General features: G+C 69.0%; 21 protein-coding genes and 4 pseudogenes. 13 read left to right on the top strand and 12 right to left on the bottom strand.

The annotated features are described in order from the left end of the window. Positions 1–100: 100 nt before the first annotated feature. Positions 101–772 carry a TetR/AcrR family transcriptional regulator gene (locus ACQEVG_RS07355; RefSeq protein WP_432978751.1) on the bottom strand — a complete coding sequence of 224 codons (672 nt, stop codon included), beginning with the start codon at positions 770–772 and terminating at the stop codon, positions 101–103. A gap of 136 nt (positions 773–908) precedes the next feature. On the opposite strand from ACQEVG_RS07355, the gene ACQEVG_RS07350 reads away from it, so the two are divergent. Then, entirely contained in the window at positions 909–3,701 is a 2,793-nt protein-coding gene (locus ACQEVG_RS07350) for a LuxR C-terminal-related transcriptional regulator (protein WP_432978748.1), read from the top strand. 266 nt (positions 3,702–3,967) lie between these two features. On the opposite strand, the gene ACQEVG_RS07345 is transcribed toward ACQEVG_RS07350, so the two are convergent. Both ACQEVG_RS07345 and ACQEVG_RS07340 read right to left on the bottom strand, forming a co-directional pair. After that, positions 3,968–4,423 (bottom strand): GNAT family N-acetyltransferase, encoded by a 456-nt coding sequence (locus ACQEVG_RS07345; RefSeq protein ID WP_432978745.1) that lies wholly within the window; start codon positions 4,421–4,423, stop codon positions 3,968–3,970. Positions 4,424–4,476: 53 nt separating this feature from the next. Next, positions 4,477–4,605, bottom strand: a pseudogene (locus ACQEVG_RS07340) (IS481 family transposase); the annotation flags it as partial. Between ACQEVG_RS07340 and ACQEVG_RS07335 the strand changes: the two are divergent. From ACQEVG_RS07335 to ACQEVG_RS07285, 11 genes and pseudogenes are all read left to right on the top strand, one after another. After that, positions 4,549–4,743 (top strand): hypothetical protein, encoded by a 195-nt coding sequence (locus tag ACQEVG_RS07335; RefSeq protein WP_432985498.1) that lies wholly within the window; start codon positions 4,549–4,551, stop codon positions 4,741–4,743. The pseudogene ACQEVG_RS07340 and the gene ACQEVG_RS07335 overlap by 57 nt on opposite strands. 92 nt (positions 4,744–4,835) lie before the next feature. After that, positions 4,836–4,973 (top strand): annotated as a pseudogene (locus ACQEVG_RS07330) (hypothetical protein); the annotation flags it as partial. A 339-nt stretch (positions 4,974–5,312) separates the two neighbouring features. Then, the gene (locus tag ACQEVG_RS07325; protein ID WP_432985141.1) at positions 5,313–5,930 is read left to right on the top strand and encodes a hypothetical protein; all 618 of its coding nucleotides are present in this window, start codon (positions 5,313–5,315) and stop codon (positions 5,928–5,930) included. A 227-nt stretch (positions 5,931–6,157) separates the two neighbouring features. Next, positions 6,158–6,313, top strand: coding sequence for a DUF6131 family protein (locus tag ACQEVG_RS07320; RefSeq protein WP_389177718.1), 156 nt, complete (start codon positions 6,158–6,160; stop codon positions 6,311–6,313). 769 nt (positions 6,314–7,082) lie between these two features. Then, positions 7,083–7,673 carry an RNA polymerase sigma factor gene (locus tag ACQEVG_RS07315; protein ID WP_432978740.1) on the top strand — a complete coding sequence of 197 codons (591 nt, stop codon included), beginning with the start codon at positions 7,083–7,085 and terminating at the stop codon, positions 7,671–7,673. Further along, positions 7,670–8,221, top strand: a complete 552-nt coding sequence (locus tag ACQEVG_RS07310; protein ID WP_432978737.1) for a hypothetical protein — start codon at positions 7,670–7,672, stop codon at positions 8,219–8,221. Before ACQEVG_RS07315 ends, ACQEVG_RS07310 begins: the two co-directional genes overlap by 4 nt. Before the next feature lie 63 nt (positions 8,222–8,284). Next, a complete protein-coding gene (locus tag ACQEVG_RS07305; protein ID WP_432978734.1) occupies positions 8,285–8,716 on the top strand; it encodes an Asp23/Gls24 family envelope stress response protein in 432 nt (143 codons plus the stop codon). A gap of 14 nt (positions 8,717–8,730) precedes the next feature. Beyond that, a complete protein-coding gene (locus tag ACQEVG_RS07300) occupies positions 8,731–9,045 on the top strand; it encodes a hypothetical protein (protein WP_432978731.1) in 315 nt (104 codons plus the stop codon). Between the two features lie 90 nt (positions 9,046–9,135). Beyond that, positions 9,136–9,636: an Asp23/Gls24 family envelope stress response protein gene (locus tag ACQEVG_RS07295; protein WP_432978728.1), complete on the top strand. Its 501-nt coding sequence runs from the start codon at positions 9,136–9,138 to the stop codon at positions 9,634–9,636. Between the two features lie 166 nt (positions 9,637–9,802). Continuing rightward, entirely contained in the window at positions 9,803–10,012 is a 210-nt protein-coding gene (locus ACQEVG_RS07290) for a hypothetical protein (protein ID WP_432978725.1), read from the top strand. Then, positions 9,984–10,193, top strand: a complete 210-nt coding sequence (locus tag ACQEVG_RS07285) for a hypothetical protein (RefSeq protein WP_432978722.1) — start codon at positions 9,984–9,986, stop codon at positions 10,191–10,193. Before ACQEVG_RS07290 ends, ACQEVG_RS07285 begins: the two co-directional genes overlap by 29 nt. A gap of 99 nt (positions 10,194–10,292) precedes the next feature. Here ACQEVG_RS07285 and ACQEVG_RS07280 read toward each other — a convergent pair whose 3' ends face one another. The 9 genes and pseudogenes from ACQEVG_RS07280 to ACQEVG_RS07240 form a co-directional block, all read right to left on the bottom strand. Then, entirely contained in the window at positions 10,293–11,501 is a 1,209-nt protein-coding gene (locus tag ACQEVG_RS07280; RefSeq protein WP_432978719.1) for an ABC transporter permease, read from the bottom strand. Then, complete coding sequence (locus ACQEVG_RS07275) at positions 11,498–12,328, bottom strand: ABC transporter ATP-binding protein (RefSeq protein ID WP_432978715.1); 831 nt, start codon at positions 12,326–12,328, stop codon at positions 11,498–11,500. Before ACQEVG_RS07275 ends, ACQEVG_RS07280 begins: the two co-directional genes overlap by 4 nt. Continuing rightward, the gene (locus ACQEVG_RS07270; RefSeq protein ID WP_432978712.1) at positions 12,325–13,533 is read right to left on the bottom strand and encodes a peptidoglycan-binding protein; all 1,209 of its coding nucleotides are present in this window, start codon (positions 13,531–13,533) and stop codon (positions 12,325–12,327) included. Before ACQEVG_RS07270 ends, ACQEVG_RS07275 begins: the two co-directional genes overlap by 4 nt. 26 nt (positions 13,534–13,559) lie before the next feature. Then, positions 13,560–14,054, bottom strand: a complete 495-nt coding sequence (locus tag ACQEVG_RS07265) for a hypothetical protein (protein WP_432978709.1) — start codon at positions 14,052–14,054, stop codon at positions 13,560–13,562. 247 nt (positions 14,055–14,301) lie between these two features. Continuing rightward, complete coding sequence (locus ACQEVG_RS07260) at positions 14,302–14,724, bottom strand: hypothetical protein (RefSeq protein WP_432978706.1); 423 nt, start codon at positions 14,722–14,724, stop codon at positions 14,302–14,304. 308 nt (positions 14,725–15,032) lie between these two features. Further along, the gene (locus tag ACQEVG_RS07255; RefSeq protein ID WP_432978703.1) at positions 15,033–15,338 is read right to left on the bottom strand and encodes a transposase; all 306 of its coding nucleotides are present in this window, start codon (positions 15,336–15,338) and stop codon (positions 15,033–15,035) included. Between the two features lie 358 nt (positions 15,339–15,696). Continuing rightward, positions 15,697–16,035 (bottom strand): annotated as a pseudogene (locus ACQEVG_RS07250) (transposase); the annotation flags it as partial. 32 nt (positions 16,036–16,067) lie between these two features. After that, positions 16,068–16,436, bottom strand: a pseudogene (locus tag ACQEVG_RS07245) (helix-turn-helix domain-containing protein); the annotation flags it as partial. 63 nt (positions 16,437–16,499) lie between these two features. Beyond that, entirely contained in the window at positions 16,500–17,114 is a 615-nt protein-coding gene (locus tag ACQEVG_RS07240) for a TetR/AcrR family transcriptional regulator (protein ID WP_432978700.1), read from the bottom strand. A gap of 148 nt (positions 17,115–17,262) precedes the next feature. Here ACQEVG_RS07240 and ACQEVG_RS07235 point away from each other — a divergent pair, with 148 nt between their 5' ends. Further along, positions 17,263–18,405: an FAD-dependent oxidoreductase gene (locus ACQEVG_RS07235; RefSeq protein WP_432978697.1), complete on the top strand. Its 1,143-nt coding sequence runs from the start codon at positions 17,263–17,265 to the stop codon at positions 18,403–18,405. The last annotated feature ends 31 nt before the right edge of the window (positions 18,406–18,436 follow it).

Genomic DNA, 18,436 nt, shown 5'->3' with positions numbered 1-18,436 from the left:
TCGCCGAGTTGCTGACCTGCGTTTCATCGGGGTGCTCGCCCCTCGGGCCCGCGCAACACCGGCGACTTCACCGATTCGCGGGTGAAGGCGCATCGGTGATTCAGCCACTGCTCCGCCGCGACAGACCGCCGGACGAGCGCCGGGCGGCGGTCACGGTGCGGACAGTTGCCGAGGCCAGCCCGGAGAAGAGCCTGTGCATCAATGCGGTCCACGCCTTGCGGTCCGGGCTCTCGACGTTCAAGGCAGTGAGTACGTCAACCCCGACGGACACGGACAGCACCAGGCGGGCGCAGGCCGCGCCGTCGACCTCGCGGGTAAGTGAGCCGTCCTGCTGGGCGAGTTGGACCAGCTCCGTCAACTTGGTCTCCGCCCTGCGCAATGCGGCGTGGACCCTGCGGGCGACCTCGTCGTCCCGCCGGGCGGCGGCGAGCGCCTCGCTGACCAGAGGCGCCCACGTTCGCCGGCGGGGATCGGAGAGGTCGGCTGTGATCATCTCGAGCAGGTCGGTGGAGGCCGCCCCGCGGTGGAGCGCCTCATCCAGCTTGCGCGCGGCAGCTGCCAGACCGTGATCGACCGCCTCGGCAAGAAGGTCGGCCTTGTTCCGAAAGTTGCCGTAAATCGCACCGGTGGAGAGCCCGGCACGACGGGCGATGTCCTGCACCCGCGCACGGTCGTAACCCTGCTCGCCGAATTCATGAACGGCTGCCTCGATCAGCCGGTCACGGATCAGGGCACCGGAGGACTGCCTTGAGCGGGAATCAGGCTCTGCCACGACGCAAGCCTAGCCGCGCACGGAGGATCCAAGTGGCCTTCGAAGAACGGCACTTCGGGCGGCGCCAGTATTGCGCTCACCCTTGAGAATAGTCATTATTCTCGACCGGAGGCTTCGAGCCGGGGAGGCGTGCGTCATGACGTACGGCACCGAGCAACCCCACATCATCGGCAGACAGGCCGAGCGCCGCCAGCTTGCGGCGGCGGTGGACGCCTGCCGCGGAGCAGGCGGCGGCGCCCTGCTCCTGACCGGTGATCACGGGATCGGCAAGACCGCACTGCTCCGGTACGCGTCCCAACTGGCCCATGGCTTCCGTGCTGTCAGGGCCGACGGAGTACCGGCGGAACAGAACCTGCTGTACGGGGCGGTGCAGCGGCTGGTCGGGCCGCTGGCCCCCGACGTCCCTCAACTGCCGCCGCAGTCCTGTGAGGTGCTGCAGCGGCTGCTGCTCGGGCACGTCCCGCCGCCCCGGGAGCGATCGCTCATCGGCGTCGCCGTGCTGGCGCTCCTGGCGAGGGCAAGTGTCCGCAGCCCGGTGCTGGTCGGCGTCGACGATCTGCAGTGGGTCGACGCCGAGTCCCGGCACACCCTCGGCTTCGTAGCCCGCAGGATCAGCACCGAGCGGGTCCTGATCCTGGCCGGGACGCAGAGCGACAGGTGCGCCGCCGTGTCGGGAGTGCCGGTACTCCGTCTGGCGGGCCTGAGCGACCAGGACTGCCTGCGGCTCATCGCGCGGATCGGGTCTTCTCCGGTGGCGCTCCCCGTTCGCGAGGTGCTTCTCCATGCAGCCGGCGGCAACCCACTGATCCTGCTGGAGTTACTGCGGACGCTGACACCCGCGGAGCTGAGCCAGCTGTCCCGGCTGCCCGATCCCCTGCCGCTGGCACCTCGCCTGGCGCGCCTCCGGCTCGCCGAGTTCCGCCGGCTTCCCGGCGACTGCCGGAGGTTGCTGTTGCTGCTGGCCGCGGAACCGGGCCTGGACCCCCTGACACTCTTCCGTGTCGCCCAACGGACGAGCATCGACCCATCGGCCCTGAAATCGGCCGAGACCGCGGGCCTGCTCACCGTCTCGAAGACCGCGATCTCCTTCCGGCACGACGACCTTGGCCGGGCCATCCGCCAAGGGGCGGATCTCGCCGAGCGACACTGGGCGCACGACATGCTGGCGCGAGCGTTCGCCGACACGCACGACGGTCGTCGCTGCTGGCACGAGGCCGCCCTGTTGTCGGAGGCCAACGCCGAACTGGCCGACGAGCTGGAACGCCAGGCTGCATGCGCCCGTCGGTACGGCAGCCCCGCGCACGCGGCGGCGCTCTTGGCACGTTCGGCCCAGCTGACCCGCGAGGACGGCCTCCGGGGAAGCCGTCTGGTCGCTGCGGCGGACTGCAGCAGGCGCGCCGGACGGCCGCGGCGCGCAGCCCGGCTGCTGGAACGCGCGGAGACCCTGGTCGGCAGGGATCAGCCGTCCGTACGGGGGCACATCGCTTATCTGAAGGGCGTGATCTCCCTCCAACACGCCGCAGCACCGGATGCCTACGACGGACTCCTGAACGCCGCCGACCTACTGGCCCGTGACAACCCAGCGTTGGCCGTCAAGGCGCTGGTGGCAGCGGCGGAGGCCGGCCTGTACGCGGGAAACAGGGTCTTACCCGTGCGGGCCGGCCGGCGCGCGCTGGCGGTGCTCGACAGCTCAGGGCGGGAGGAACAGCCGGAGAGCCGATTGGCCGCCGATGTTCTGCTCGCGGTCGCCGATGCGCTGCAAGGACGGCTCGCGGCCGCGGTGCCCCGGCTGCGCGGGCGTCTCGAGACAGCGGCGCAGGTGGACGATCCCCTCCTGCTCGCCTGGGCCTCGCACGGTGCGCTGTTCATCGCCGACGATGCCCGCGCCCGTGCGCTGGCCACCCGAGCGGTGACGCTGGCACGCACGGCAGGTGACACACCCACGATGGCGCACGCCATGCAGTACCTCTCGTACCCGGAATGCTGGCTGAGCGGACCGGCCACCGCGACGCTCACTGCCACCGAGGCCTTGCGGCTCGCCCGCGAAACGGGCCAGCTCAGCTGCGTCCGCAATCTGATGGGGATGCTGATGCTCGCTGCCGGGATCACCGGAGACTCTGTGGCCTGCGGGCAGTACGCGGACCGCGTCGTCGGCGAAGCGCAGGCGCACGGCCTGGGCCTCGCCTCCGCCCTTGGCCTGTGGGGCCTGGCCCACCTAGATCTCGCCTCCGGAAACTGGGCCGAGGCGGCCGCCAAACTGCGCCGGCTCGCCCGGACGAGGCTCGGACATCCCGGTGTCGCGATCGAGGCCGTGCCCAGCTACGTGGAGGCCGCCGTCCGAGCCGGGGACCGGCCGCGGGCGCAGCGCGCCGCGGCGACTTTCGCCCCTTGGGCGGAGGCGATCGGCCGGGGGTGGCCGACCGCGCTGGCGGCCCGCTGCCGCGCGCTGCTGGAAACCGGCGACCCCGAGGAACACTTCCGGTGCGCTCTGCGCCTGCACCCGATCGGCGATCGCGAACTGGAACTGGCCCGCACAGGCCTGCTCTACGGCGAGTACCTCAATCGCGAGCGCCGCCGCTCGGACGCCCGCGCCCAACTCCGGGAGGCGGCAGACATCTTTCGCAGGCACGGAGCGCGGCTGTGGCTCGACCGGACCCGGGCCGAGCTGCGCGCCACCGGGGACGGCTGGGATCCCGCGGAGAACGAGGCCCCCACTCCCGAAGTCCGGTCCAAAACCCTGACCTCCCGTCAGTGCCAGATCGTGGGGCTGGTCGCCAAAGGCGCGACCAACAAGGAGGTGGCGGCCCAGCTGTACCTGAGCCCACGCACCGTCGACTATCACCTGCGTCGCATCTTCGAGCGCCTGGGTATCACCTCGCGTGCCGACCTGATCCGCCGGTGCGCAGCCGGCACCGGTTACGGCACATGAGCCGCGGTCGGCCGCGGCCAAAGGCACCCTCGCCCGGCAGCACCGAGCCGGTGGCCGAGTGGGCGCTGAGGAAAACGTCCGCTCCAGCGCCGGTACGAGCGGTGCCACCAGGACTTGCAGCAGTGCCGAGGGCAGCATCAGTAGGCCGGCGGCAGTGACGGTGAAGCCGAATCCTTGCGCGGCGCCAGGGCATCTGTACCTCTGGTGCTTGACACCCTGCGACGAATCCAGGTGAGCAATAGTCAACACCTGTGGATGGAGATCCTTTAGAGCATCCTCGTCATGAACGTACTGTTCGGGTCGGGTTGATACTCCGCAAACGGCTCACAGGGGATGAACCCGAACTTCTCGTACAACTTCCTGGCGGGCAGGAAGAACTCGGCCGCGCCGGTCTCCAGGCTCAGCCGCGTGAATCCCATGCGCTTGGCCTCGGTGGTGATGTGCTCCAGCAGCAGGGAAGCGATCCCGCTTCGCTTACGCGTGGGCGTGGTGCGCATCGACTTCAGCTCCGCGTGGCCCGCGTCCAGCCTCTTGATCGCACCGCAGCCCACGAGGGTGTCACCGTCCATGACTGACCAGAACGTGACCTCGGGCTTGCGGAGCCCGTCGAGATCGAGGGCGTGCTTGCTCTCCAGCGGCGTGATGGACCGCATCTGCTGGACGTGCTCGTTGAGGAACCCGGCGATGTCTGGGTTGGAGAGGTCGTCTACCACGATCTTCACTTTGCTCGCCCTTCGTCGGGACTCTCGGTGCCGCGGGTGCCGTGTCACGTTCCCTAGGTGCATTGACCTGCAGCGTTGTTTGCACGGCTGATCGGCGGCTTGCCGTCGAGTGCAGTGTGGCAGCGATGGTGGTTGTAGGTGTGGAGGAAGTCTGCCAGTGCCGGGGTCCGTTCGCGTTCGCTTACAACGTGGCCGCGCTGCCGCTGGCCGCCCACGGAATGCTCAACCCGATGATCGCCGGATTCGCCATGGCTTCCTCATCCGTCTTCGTCGTCTCCAACTGCCTGCGGCTGAGCCGCTTCCAGCCCCTGCGGCGCTGACAGGGGGCGGAGCTTCTGACACGGGTCCGCGCGCGCCACGTAGATCGCTTCGAGCACGCCGATCTTGTGGTACTTCGGATCGACCAAGTTGTGTGTGTCCTCGGGCGATCCGCAGCGCGGGCGGGTTCGCGCAGTGGCTGGGGGAAGGGCTCGGCGTGATCGACTTCGACACGGCCCCGATAGTGCGCGAATCGCTGGAGAAGTGCCTGAGCGGTGGTATCCGCACCATCGACGTCGACCTCACCACTGTCACCTTCTGCGACTGCAGCGGCCTCAACACTTTCCTCCACGCGTCACCGCCACAGCCGGTGGATCCCTCCAACTGCACTACCCGCCGGCGCTGGTGGCTCGGCTCGTCGACCTCACCGGCTCCGGTTTCCTCCTCCTCGGCCTCCCCTTCGGATGCCTGCCGGCTTCTCTCCGGGGCGGACTCGTCCCACCCGCTCCAGCCCCGCCGCAGCCGCTTGTTCCCTCACACCTACCCTCTCGGGCGGTGTGCTGTGATGGCCTGGTCCCGGCGGAGGCAACCGCGGAACCATGATGGTCCCGATACGTCTGCCACGGATGCGGTGCGTCTGCGTCGGCTGAACCGCTGGCAGGCCGAGGACCTGCATGGGGAACTGGCGGATCTGTACGTGGAGTCCTCGGACTTGAGGCCCAATGAGGGGTACCGCAGCGGCAGCCGGGAAGAGTTCCTGCACCGCCTCAGTGGCGACATCCGGCGGCCGGGATTCGCCATGGTGATCGCGGAATCGACGGCCTTGGTGGGATGTGCCGTCGGATTCCCCGTGAGGAGCGACGACTTGTGGTGGCTGGGGTTCGACGGGGCACTGCCACGCAGCGTCGAGCAACTCACCGAGTCCGACAATGTCTTCGCGATCGACAAGATCCTGGTCGCTCCGCACGAGCATGACGATGACATCGACCGGCGACTGCAGCAGCGGCTGCTCACCGACCACCAGGCGTCGCTCGGTGCGACCCTGGTCGATCAGGCCGACCACCCGTCCCTCGCTTCCCTGCGGTCCTGGGGCCGGCGAGACATCGGAGAGGTCTGGAAGCCGGCCGGCCCCACCATGTTCCGCGCACCTGACCGCTCTGCGCTCCACCCCGGGGCCCATGACCGGACAGGAGAGGGAAGACGCCCTGGGCCTGGCGGCGGCACTCACACTTCAGTTCCTCGGGGGTGACGGCGTACAGCTCGATTCCTGGGCCGATGAACGGACGGGCGTTACTGGCGGTGCTCATGGATCTTCAGTCTCGGACTGCCCCAGCCGTACGTCAGGACTGGTCGGTCGCCCCCACTGACCATGATCGTAATGCTGCTGCCGGAACGCGCACGCACCGACCGGGTTTGCCTCGCAAAAAGGCGGGGAGCCGTGAGTACAGAGGGGGCCGCCCGCCACCGGAGGACGTCATGATCATCCTCGGAGTCATTCTTCTCATCATCGGCCTCTTGGCCGGCATCGGTATTCTCTGGACCATCGGGATCATCCTGGTCGCGATCGGGGTTGTGCTGTGGGTTCTGGGAGCGGTAGGGCACGCGGTCGGCGGACGACGGCACTACTGGTAACCGCAACTTCCATCAGGGAATACGGCTGAGCATCTCGGCGATGCCCTCCCCGCGCATCGAATGTCAGCATGGATCGGTCCTTTTCCGTCGCGCCGAGAACCGCCCCTCGGGTCACGTCCCCCAGCTGACGGAAGGCTCCGGTCACGATGACAACTCCCGCTCCATCCCGTTCGTCCGCCGCCTCCCCAGGCGTCCGGCGCCCTGCCCCCCAACTCCGCGACGCCCGCCCCATCGTCCGCCGCTACTGCGAGGAACTAGGCGTCCTCTACCTCGAGACCGGCCTCATCGCCTCCTACCGGCAAGCCCTCACAAGCCTCCACAGGCAGGTATCCCCATCCGCGACGCGTGCCACCGCTCAGCCACTGCCTCATCCGGCCTCCTGAGCTGAATACTCGTCACTGCCTCCAGTCGGCGAAGACGGGCCGAGTGGAGAGAGCAGCCCGCCTTCAGGACCGTGACGCCGACCGAGAGTCCCGCCGCAACGGCTCGTCAGAGACTTACGGACCACTCCCCGGTATTGGCGGAGACAATCCGCGTCCAACCGGAACCACAGCCTGGCGAGGGGCGGGCCGCCGTGGCAGTCCGCGGTTGCCGGTCGCCGGACGTCAGCGCCGACCGCTGCAGCGGACCCGTGTACGGCGGAAAATTGATGTGCCGTGACGACGGTGGCGCTGGGGTGTCCTTCTACTGCCCGGCGCGGTTCGGCCGGTGTTCCAGCAGGTCCGAGAGAGGGGCCCGAGAGCATGCCTGGCGCCCGAAGGTGTTGCAGGTGACATCGCCTGCCGGTATCGGTTCACAGCCCGCCGCCCTCGGCCGGGAGGTGGTGCTGGACGATGCCACGTTGGTGATCCGCGCCCGTGACGGCGACATGCGCGCCTTCGAGGTGCTGGTGCGCCGTTATCAGGGGCCGCTGTACCGCTTGGCACTGCGCATGCTCTCCAGCCGTGGCGACGCCGAGGACGTGGTGCAGGAGGTGTTCCTGACCGCCTGGCGGCGGCTGGGGCAGCTACGGGAAGACGCCGCATTCGTAGGCTGGCTCTACCGGGCGACGACCAACCGGTGCCTGAACGTCATCCGGGCACGCAGACCCGTTACGGACGCTGACCTGGACGGTCGCGAATCCGTCGATGCGGCGGGATCGCCTGAGCGTGCGGCGCAGGTCAGCGAGCAGCTGATCGCGCTCGCAGCGGCTCTGGGGCGGCTGACGCCGGAACAGCGGGCCTGCTGGCTGCTGCGGGAGGTTCACGGGCGCTCCTACGAGGAGATCGCAGGGGCGATGGGCACGACCCGGACGGCGGTACGTGGACGCATAGCGCGCGCTCGAGCGCAGTTGGCGGAGGTGATGGCTCCATGGAAATGAGCGACGCTCAGGGCTACACGCTGCCTTGCGGCCGGGATGTCGAGACGGTGTGGGAGCGGCTCGACCCGGTCGACACCGGCGTGGCTGACACCCATGACCCCGACTGTGAGTACTGCTCTGTCGCCCGGCAGAGCCTGCTGGTGCTGCGGGAGGTGACCGGCGAGTTGGCTTCGGAGGAGATCGGCCCCCCGCTGGGCTTGACCAACCGGATCATGTCCGCGGTGCGGGCAGAGGTCCGCCGTCACCGCATGCTCGCGCTGCCCACCTCGGAGCCGGGAGGAGTCCGGATCAGCGAACAAGCGGTCGCCGCGGTGCTGCGGTTCGCCGCCGATTCCGTCGACGGTGTACGCGCGCGTCGCTGCAAGATCACTGCCACGGAGACGGACGGCGCGGTGGAGGTGTCGATGAGCCTCGCGGTCAGCTACCGCGACTTCGCCGCCGCCGCTGTCGACGTGGTGCGCGAGCGGGTCCGGGCGGCCGCTGCGGCACGGGTCGGGATGACACTGGTGCGTCTGGACCTGGCCGTGGAGGACCTCTACGACGAATGAAAACCCCGGAATCGGGCAGCAGCCGTTCAGAAGGGCTGAAGCACAAGGACAATGGTGCTCGCAATGAGAACGACCGTGCCGGACGACAAGGCAAGGGTTCCCCGCTCCCAATGGGTGATCGCCGAGCCCGTGATCGCCGCAGTCGTCGCCCGTGCCGCTGCAGGAGTCGCAGGCGTTGTCCGGCTCGAACCCGGCGTGACCGGCCTCGCCTCCCAGGTGGCTCGTGCCGCACGCCAGAAGATCAACGGCCTCACCCCAGCCCCGACCGAGGGTGTGAGAGTCGCCGTCGACCAGTCGCTCGACCGGTCAGTCGTGCCATCGACCCTGGGCGTCTCCGTCGACCTGATCACCTCCGGGCAGGACCAGGCGGCGGTTGTGGCCCAGGCCGTTCAGCGCGAGATCACGCGCGCGGTCGCCGATGCAACGGGCCTCACCCCGCAAGCCGTCACGGTGTCGATCATGGACATCGACTCGTACGAGGCTGGTGCGTGGTGACACCGAGAACAGAGATGACCCGCTCACTCCTGGCCGTACTGGACGGGCTCCCCGCCCTGCGGCCGGCGACCCCGTCCACCACCCGCATCGGCTCACGCGTGCCGTGGAACCTCGACACCTTGGCCGTCGGCATCGACGACGAACTCATCGAGGTTCGCGTCGTCGCCCTCGCCCTCCCCCTTCCTCCGATCCTGCGCAGAGCCGAGGCCGCCCTGCACGCGGCGCTGAAAGAGACTCGGTGGAAGGACGCCCGGTTGCGCCTTGTCGTCACCGACATCGACGCCGCCGCCCTCCCCCCTCTCGACCACGCAAGTAACGCCGGTGCCTGAGGGGCCATGACGTTCTCCCCCGCAGCGGGTCCTTCTGGTGTGACGAGCGCGGACCGCCTCGTCCCGAGCCAGAAACCCGAGGAGAGCACCATGACGAACCCGGCCACCACGCATATTGCCCCGCATTCCACATTCGCCGCCGGTGATGCGGACAAGAGTGCCACCAGCACAACGGCAGCTTCCCCGGCACAAGCATCCGGGCAGGGCTCCACCACCATCGCCGACGTCGTCGTCCAGAAGATCGCCGGGCTCGCCGCCCGCGAGGTGCCCGGTGTATTCGAGCTGGGCGGCGGAGCGTCACGGGCGTTCGGCGCAGTCAAGGGGCGGATCCCCGGAGCCTCCGCCAGCGCCGGACAGGGCGTCTCCGTCGAGGTCGGTCAGAAGCAGGCAGCCGTGGATCTGCAGATGGTGGTCGAGTACGGCTCGTCCATACCCGAGCTGACCAAGAACGTCCGCAACAACGTCATCGACACCGTCGAGCAGATGACCGGCCTGGAAGTCGTCGAGGTCAACATCAACGTCAATGACGTACACATCCCCGGCGACGGCAGTGACGGCGACGACCGGGGCACCAGCGACCGCGTCCAGTAGCCGTCCATAGGCCCCGCGCCCGCATAACGCCGAGCATCACCACGGTGCGCACGGTGCCTCACCACGAGCTCCGTACAGCGAAAGGGCCATCTGTCCGACCTCGCACGCCCCGACTCATCGCCGCACGACCACCGCAAGGACAACGTACGGCGCCTAGGAGAATGACATGACGTCCTCTCAGATGGGGCTGCTGGCAGGTCTCGTACTCGGCCTCGCCGCCGCGTTCGGCGGTTTCGACGCCTTCCTCGTCGTCCTCGTCCTCGGGACGGTCGGGTTGCTGGTGGGGCGCTACCTCGACGGCAGACTCGACCTCGCCCGGCTCATCGGCCGTGACAGGGGCGACTTCCATGGACACCGCGATCACCATGTCAGGTGAGGCCGAGACCGGCGCGGCGCAGCGAGGAACGATCTCCGACCGCACCGTGGAACCCATCGCCGCTCGGCCGTTGACCGAAGTCGAGCACATCGGCGGAACGGCCGGCCGAATGCTCGGCGTCGCCGTTACCGGCGAACACGCCGACCGCTCCGCCCGTGTCACCGCGGCCTCGTCCGGCTGAGCTGCAGCTGGCAACGCCACCCGCACCGTCTCCACCGGGGCATCCCCCGGCACCGACACCGACACCGACACCGACAGCACCGTCAGGGGCCCCACCATGTCAGCTCGAGGCGAGGGCCGTGGTCGGAGAGACCCGCGCCGCGCGCATCGCCGGATACAGCCCGGCCACGGCCCCGATGACCAGAGTGCCCGCCGCTGCTGCCAGCACGGCGGTCGCCGGCAGGGCGACCGGCCAGCCCCGGTGCTCCGCGTACCCGATGGTGATCAGCAGTCCGAGGAGCGCGCCACCGCAGCCCCCGAGCCCGGACAGCACCAGGGATTCGGTGAAGAACTGGTTGCGGACCTGGCCCCGGGTGGCACCGAGTGCCCTGCGCAGCCCGATCTCGCCACGTCGTTCCAGCACCGCGATGATCATTGTGTTGGCGACACCGATGCCGCCGACGAGCAGGGCGACCGCTCCGATACCGAGCAGCAGCCCGGTGAACGCCTCCTCGGCGGCCAGCTTCGCCGCCAGCGCGTCCGACGGTCGGGCGACCCGTACCGCGTCGGGCTGTTCCGGATTGACCGTGCGGGCCAGCACATTGCGGACGTCGGTCACCGCGTGCTCCTCGGCCCGGAGGTAGACGGCCGTAGGGTGCCCGTCGAAGCCCAGGTACTGCTGCGCGGCCTTGAACCCGACCAGCGCCGAGCTGTTCAGCTCGGGTGCGAGCACGACCGGTTCCAGGATGCCGATCACCGTGAAGGAACGACCGCCGATCAGTATCTGGACATCCGGATCAGCGCGGACGACGCCCAGCCTGCGGGCGGCGGCGGAGCCGAGCACGACCGCCGGATACCTGTCCGTGGCCTGGTTGAGCCAGACTCCACTCGACGTACGTACGCCCAGGGTGGCCAGGAGGTCGGGGTGGGTCGCGGCGACCTCCAGGGCGTTTGTCTCCTCCTTCGGGATCAGGTCCGAGCGGTACACCTTGGCGTCGACCGTCCCGACGGCACTCGCGTCGGTCACCGGTGGCACCCGGCGCACCATCCCGGTCACCCCAGTGGGCAGCTTCGCCGCACCGCCGGTCAGGGACTCCCCCGCTTCGACGTGCAGCAGATTGGTCCCCAGTGTGTCGAGGGTGGCCTGGAGCTCCGCGCGGCTGGAGGTGGAGATGCCCATGACGGCCACCATCGCGGCGATACCGATGGAGATCCCGGCCGCCGAGAACACGGCGCGCATTGGTTTCGCGCGCAGCCCGGACAGGCTCAGCCGCAGGACGTCGAGCGGTCCGAGGCGGGCCGGGCGCAGCGCAGGTCGGGAGGGTGTCATCGGGCGGCCTCCTGCGCGGTGCCCGGAGCGGTACCGGCGGTCGCACCTGGGGCGGTACGGCCACCGTCGGGCGGGCGATGACCGCCGTCGGGCGTGGGGCGACCGCCGTCCTCGACCATCCGCCCGTCGCGCATGGTCACCCTGCGCGGCAGCCGGGCGGCGAGTTCCGTGTCGTGGGTGATGACGACGATCGTGGTGCCGTCGGCGTTGAGCTCCCGCAGCAGTTCGACGACGCTCGCCCCTGACGCGCTGTCGAGGGACCCGGTGGGTTCGTCCGCGAGGAGCAGGGAGGGCCGGCCTGCCACCGCGCGGGCCAGGGCGACCCGCTGCCGCTCTCCGCCGGACAGCTCGTGCGGGCGGTGCCGCAGCCGGTGGCCGAGGCCGACCCGGCGCAGGCTCTCGACGGCGGCCGCGGTCCTGGCGCGCCGGGACAGTCCGGCGTACAAGAGCCCCTCGGCCACGTTGTCGACCGCGCTGACCCCGGCGGTGAGGAAGAACTGCTGGAAGACGAAGCCGATGTGCTCCGCCCGGAGCGCCGAGAGTTCGCGGTCGGACAGCCGGTCCACGGCGTAGCCCGCGATGGCGACGCGGCCATCGGTGGGCCGGTCGAGGGTGCCCATCAGGTTGAGCAGGGTCGATTTCCCGGATCCCGAAGGGCCGACCACGGCGAGCAGTTCGCCCGGCAGGACGCGCAGCGACAGGTCGCGGACGGCGTGGACGGGCGGGCTCCCGGGGTAACTGCGGGTCACCCCGGTGAGCTCGATGACGGGATCGGTGGGCGGTGCCGACCCGGCCGGTTCATTCGTCACCTCAATGATGGCGTTCACAGCGCGGGCATCCCGACCTTGAGTCCCTCGGTGATTCCGGTTCCCGACACCTCGACCCTGCCTGCGCTGAACATCCCGGTGGTGACCGGGATGATGCGTGTGGTGTCGCCCTTGACGACCTGGACGCCGTATCCGCCTTCCCGCAGGGCGAGCAGCGCGGCGACGGGTACGGACAGGACGCCCTGGCGCCGTTCGCTCTCGACCTCGATACGGACCGGGGCGTAGGTGAGGGTGCCCGCGGCCTTCTGGTCGAGGAGGGCGATCTTTACGACGACGGTCTGGTCGCCACCCTCGGGGTCCTTCCCGCCGCCTCCGTTCCCGCCACCGCCTCCGTCGCCGCCGTTCCCGCCGCCGTCCTTGTTCTTGTCGTCGTCGCCTCCCCCGCCGTCCACCACCGTGCCGACCGAGGTGACCTTGCCGGCGACGGGTTTGTCGCGGCCGGGGAGAGTGACCAGCACCCTCTTGCCCACGGGCAGCAGCTGCTGCTGGGACATCTTGGCCTTCACGGTCACGGCCCGTTCGGCCTTGGTCGTGGCCAGGACGGGGCTGCCGCTCTGCGTCTCGTCACCGGGTTTGCGGTCGGCCGCACCCGCCCGGACGGACTGCGGCGCGAACAGGACACGGCCGAGTTCGAGCCTTCCGGTCTTCGGCAGACCGAGGTCGCGCTGCCAGCGTTTCACCGCGGCGGCCGTGTTGTCGGTGAACTCCTCGTCCACGGTGAAGCCGGTGTAGCCGAAGGCGGCGAGGTTGCTCTCCAGCTGGCGTACGTCGCCTCCGTCGGACATGTCCGGTCCGAAGGCGCGGTAGGCCGGGATCTTTCCGTACAGGAGCACCACAGGTTTCTCGTCGACCCGGTAGAGGACGCCGCCGCGGGAGACCGTCTCGCCGGGGCGGACCACCCAGGTCACGGTGCCGGTGAGGCGGTTGGGCAGATACACCTCGTCCGCGTACTCCAGTGTCCCGTCGAGCTTGTCCGTCGCGGCCAGGTCGCCCCGGGTGACCGGTGTGGTCGCGGTCTCCGAGAGCCGGGCCGGCGGCTCGTCGCCCGTCCGGTCGCGGAGCACCACGGCGGCGACCGTGCCTGCGGTGAGTACGACGGCGATGGAGACCAGCAGCACGCGGGAGCGCCGCGGGCTGGGGGCGTGGTCGCCGGCCCCGGTCACGGTGTCGGTGTGTGCCTGGGGCCGGGCGTGGACTTCGGTCATGGCTTCGTGCTCGCCGCCACCGTCTTTCACTGCCCCTCATCCGGAAGCGGACCGGCCTCCTTGTAGCACTCCTTCGACGCCTTCTCGTGCTCCGCCTTCTGGTTCTCCTTGACGTTGCCCATGTCGAAGCCCTTGGCGCGCATGCACTTCTCGACCTTGAGACGCCAGACCTTGCGCTCTTCGCTCTCCTTGCCGCCGGAGGCCGCGCCGCCACCGCCGCTGCCGCCCTGGTCCAGGAACTGCTTGCAGGCGTTCCGCGCCTTGTCGATCTTGGCTTGGTCCTGCGTCTCGGTGACCTGGATCGACAGGTTTCCGTCCTTGGCCGGGTCGTCGACCGTGAGGCCGTTCTGGCGCAGGCAGCGGACGAACTTGAGGACGCCGTCCTGCGGCTCGCCGCCACCCGGCTTCTTCGCGCTGCTGCTGGGCGTCTTCTTACCGCCGGCGGAGGGGATGTCGCTCTTCTCGTCGGACCCGCAACCTGTGAGCACAACCAGCGGGAGCAACGCGGCGACGGAACCCATTGCGATTCGATGTAATCGTTGCAGTTTCAACGTCGACTCCTCGTCTAATACTCTCTGGAGAATTCCGCACTTCGGATGCGACAGTCATCATTGCCGAGGGCCACCGAGAGGCCGATGAGAGGTTCATGAAATTCATCTGAGAAGAAAGGGACGAAATCATTCCGGTGCCGGTGCACAAAAAGATCGAATTCATGGACTGTCCGGGCAGTCCACGAATTCGATCTTCAGCAGTTGCGAGCGGCCCTGGTCAGCCGCCGATCGAACCGCCCCAGATGGCGTACGTACCCGACGGACACCACATCGTGTGGTTGAAGGTGCCGTAGTAGTACGTCGAGAAGATGTACCGGTAGCCGTTGGAGCAGTCGATGTAGACCCGGTAGCCGTTGCCGGAACAGGTCATGTACATGTACTGGCCGGACGTGGAGCCGTTCCAGCAGCTGGCGGCCATGGCGTTGACGTCGCCCTTGGCGGCAGCCTTGACACCGGTGGACTTGTCGAGCGACTTCGAGGCGACCTCGGTCTTCGTCTGGCCCTGGGCGTTCTGCGCAACGGAGACCGCCTGACCGTTGCCGGTCGAGGCCGCGCTCGCGGCAGGCGCCAGGCCCACCCCGGAACCGAGCATCAGCAGGGCGCCGGCCCCCACCAGACCAAGATTCTTTCGAATACTCATCTCTCCCCATTCACTGCGTTGGTTTTGCACCAATACCAGTCGGCATTTGACTTGCACCAATGCCTACTCGCCGAGCGAACGCCCTGATTCTTTCCAGAGCCTCAGAAGCATGTCAATTCTCATGCTCCTCTCATGATCACCCCTATGCGGTGAATAAGTCATTCCGCGCAATCGCCGGCCGTCGAGCGAAGATCACCCGGCATGGCATATGCGCCGGTCACCACACGCGGCGACAATATTGAGTCGTGCATTCCCTTTGAGACGCTGTCGTTAATCAGCCATTAATTAGTGGTCAGCTTCGGAAGTCTTCAGGGGTTGATCATGCTGCCAAGTCGACGGAGGATTCTTCCTGGTGATCGGCGGTGTGCCGGCTGTGCTGTGCTGTTGTAGCGCCCTTCGAATGCTCGGGAGCGAGTTGGCGACCTGCTCCAGATCGCTGAAATCGTTCGGCGAGACCACCTGCGCTGGACAACGGAGAAGAAAAGCTCCACCTGGTTGAGCCAGGAGGCGTGGCCGGGCGTGTGGACCATGACCGCGTTCGGGAATGCGCCGGTCAGGCGGCCGGAGGCCGTCTGACCGCGGTGGAACGAGCGGTTGTCGACGAGCCAGAACACGCGCCTGGCGCCCGCGTTCGGCGCACAGCCGCAAGTAGCGGGACGCAGGGCGGCAGGCGAGGACTGCCCGGCCGCTTGTCGGGGAGGATGACGAGGAGTGGCCCTCGGGCGCGCCGACCGGGCCGAAGTACTCCGCCGCTTTTTTATCCGACTTCGACAGCGTCGCCTGGCCGGCCACCAGATGCTCGCGTACACCCTCGGGCAGATCAGCGAGCGCCAGGGGTCGGTGGCGGTGAGCCGGCTGACGTGGTGACGCCGGGCCAGATGCCTCTCGCCCTCGGCGTCGTAATAATGCGGGCCCTCCACGATGCCTACGTGTACGGGCTACCCCTGCTTCGCAGTGACCAGCGTGCGGCGGGGTCCAGTGGACGCGCCAGCGCGGGTGGGCGGCGAGCCATGCCTTGGTGTGCTTGGCGGTGTGGGAGGAGCCGTTGTCGAGGACAACGTGGATGTCCTTGTCCCCGGGCAGGAGCCGGTCGAGCTGGCCCAGGAAGGCTGTAAAGGCCGCGGCGTCGTTGCGGTGGATGGTCTCGGTCAGGGCCTGCCCCGTGATGACGTCGAGCGCGGCGACGATCGAGGCTGTGCCGTGACGGCGGTACTCGAACTCGCGGCGGGCGGCCCGGCCCGGTGTAGCGGGATGGGAGGGGTAGCGGCGCTCGCGGGCCTGGATCGCGGTCTTCTCGTCGATGGACAGCACGATCGCCCCACTGGGCGGGTTGCGGTACAGGGTGCATGTGCGGCGATCGCCGCGTGTGTCCAGGTCGCGGCTGGGCCGGTCGGGATGCTTGTGGCCGTGGCGATCACCGCGACGCGCACGAGGTCGTCGTAGCGACGCGGCCGGCCTGGGCGGGCAGCGTCCCTCAGGCCGGCCAGTCCGTGGGCGGCGAACCGGCCGCGCCATTTGCGGACCGTGTTGACGCTCACTGCTAGCTCGCGGGCGATCGCCGCGTTGCCCGATCCGTCGGCGGCGGCCAACGCGATCCGGCCCCGGAGGACCTGTCTGACCTGTGCCTTCGCCGAGGCGGCGAGCCGTTGCAGTACATCGCGTGTGTGATCGTTCACCGTCACGGCCGCCGCACCCCGCCCTGAGCCCTCCATCATGGGAAGTGATCATGGCGGAGGGTCTGCCGGGCCCCCGGGGACGGGCCCGGCGTCAGGCGCTCACCCCCTGGAGGCAGCGGCGCCCCAGCCCTGCTCCAGGATGTCGAAGGCGCGCGTGACGGCCTGGCGGGGAACCTGGCTGCTGCGGGCGGCCCGGGGTGCTTCGAGGGCGAAGTGGGCGAGGGCGGCGCAGGCCGTGTCGTCGGCCGGAAGTCCACTTTCCTCGGCAATGGCGCGAGCGAGGGCGGTCTCGTGGCGCAACCACATGCGCTGGGCGTAGTCCCGCAACGCCGGGGTGTTGTCCACCAGCTCGACGAACGCGGTGAAACCGGCGCCGCAGTCGACGGCTGCGACGCGGTAGCGAAGGGCATGCTCGCGCAGGGCCGCGGGGATGGACTGGCCTTGGGGCCGCTCGCGTACGGCGGCGAGCAGCCGGGCTTCCTGATCGGCGTCCTCGTCGAAGACGAGGGCTTCTTTGACCGGGAAGTGCTTGAACAGCGTGGTGGTGGACACGTCAGCGGCGTCCGCGATCTCACGGATGCCGACCTGCTCGTATCCCCGCTCAAGGAACAGACGCAGAGCCGCCTCGGCCAGGGCTTGGCGGGTGGCGGCCTTCTTGCGTTCACGGCGCCCCGCCGGTGCCGTCGCCGGGGTGCCGGCCGTCGTGTCGGTCATGCCACGACCCTACACACTGGGTTGCCCAACTTCAAAAGTTGTGTCGTTGCACTTATTGAGTTGATGTGCTCTTCTGGAGTGGCGGGGCCGCGTGGCACAGCCCGGCCCGTTCTGCACGCTCCCCTCTGCCCGAAAGGCGTGACCAGCCATGCCCACTCACCGCATCGCGATCATCGGCGCCGGCCCCGGCGGCCTGACCTGCGCCCGCATCTTGCAGCAACACGGCATCACCGCAGCCGTCTACGACCTGGGCACCTCCCCTACCGCCCGCAACCAGGGCGGCACCCTCGACATGCACCCCGACTCCGGCCAGCACGCCCTGCGCGCGGCCGGCCTCTGGGACGACTTCCTCGCCCAAGCCCGGCCCGAAGGCCAGCAGATGCGCCTGGTCAGCCGCGACGGCCGCATCCTGTTCGACGCGATCCCGCCCGAGGCCGACACTGCCGAAGGCAACCCCGAGATCGACCGCGGACAGCTCCGCGACATCCTCCTCGACTCCCTCAAGCCCGACACCGTGCGCTGGGGACACAAACTCACCCGCACCGAAGCCCTCGGCAACGGCACCCACCGCCTGCGCTTCGCAGACGGCACCAGCGCCGAAGCCGACCTCGTCATCGGAGCCGACGGAGCCTGGTCCCAGGTCCGCCCCCTCCTGTCCGACGCGACGCCCCTCTACACAGGCGTCACCTTCGTCGAGACCGGACTCAACGACGCCGACACACGCCACCCCCGCCTCGCCGCGCTCACCGGCAACGGCACCATGATGGCCCTCGACGACAACCAGGGCTTCGTCGCCCAGCGCAACAGCGGCGGACACATCCGCGTCTACATCGGCATGCGCACCGCACAGGACTGGCAGCAGCAGGCCGGCCTAGCCCTGACCGACACCGCCGCCGTCCGCGATGCCCTCCTGAAGAAGTTCACCGGCTGGAGCCCCGACCTGCTCGGCTTCATCACCGCCACCGACACCGGCTACACCAACCGGCCCCTGTTCGCCCTGCCCGTCCCTCACACCTGGACCCACACACCGGGCGTCACCCTCCTCGGCGACGCCGCCCACCTCATGTCCCCCTTCTCCGGCATGGGCGCCAACCTCGCCATGCTCGACGGAGCCGACCTGTCCCACGCCCTCATCGAAAGGCCCACCACCGACGACGCCATCCGCGCCTACGAAACCGTCCTGCTGCCCCGCTCCATCCAAGCAGCCGAAGGAGCCGCAGAAGGCATCAACAGCGCCTTCTCCCCCGACAGCGCCACCCAGACCCTCGCCCACATGACCCAGCACCACTGACATCGCACAACCGCAACCTCTACGAGGACAC

The organism is Streptomyces sp. CA-135486 (assembly GCF_050936555.1).
Lineage (GTDB): Bacteria > Actinomycetota > Actinomycetes > Streptomycetales > Streptomycetaceae > Streptomyces.
The sequence above is the reverse complement of the archived record's forward strand: the minus strand, read 5'-3'. Positions and strand labels throughout refer to the sequence as shown.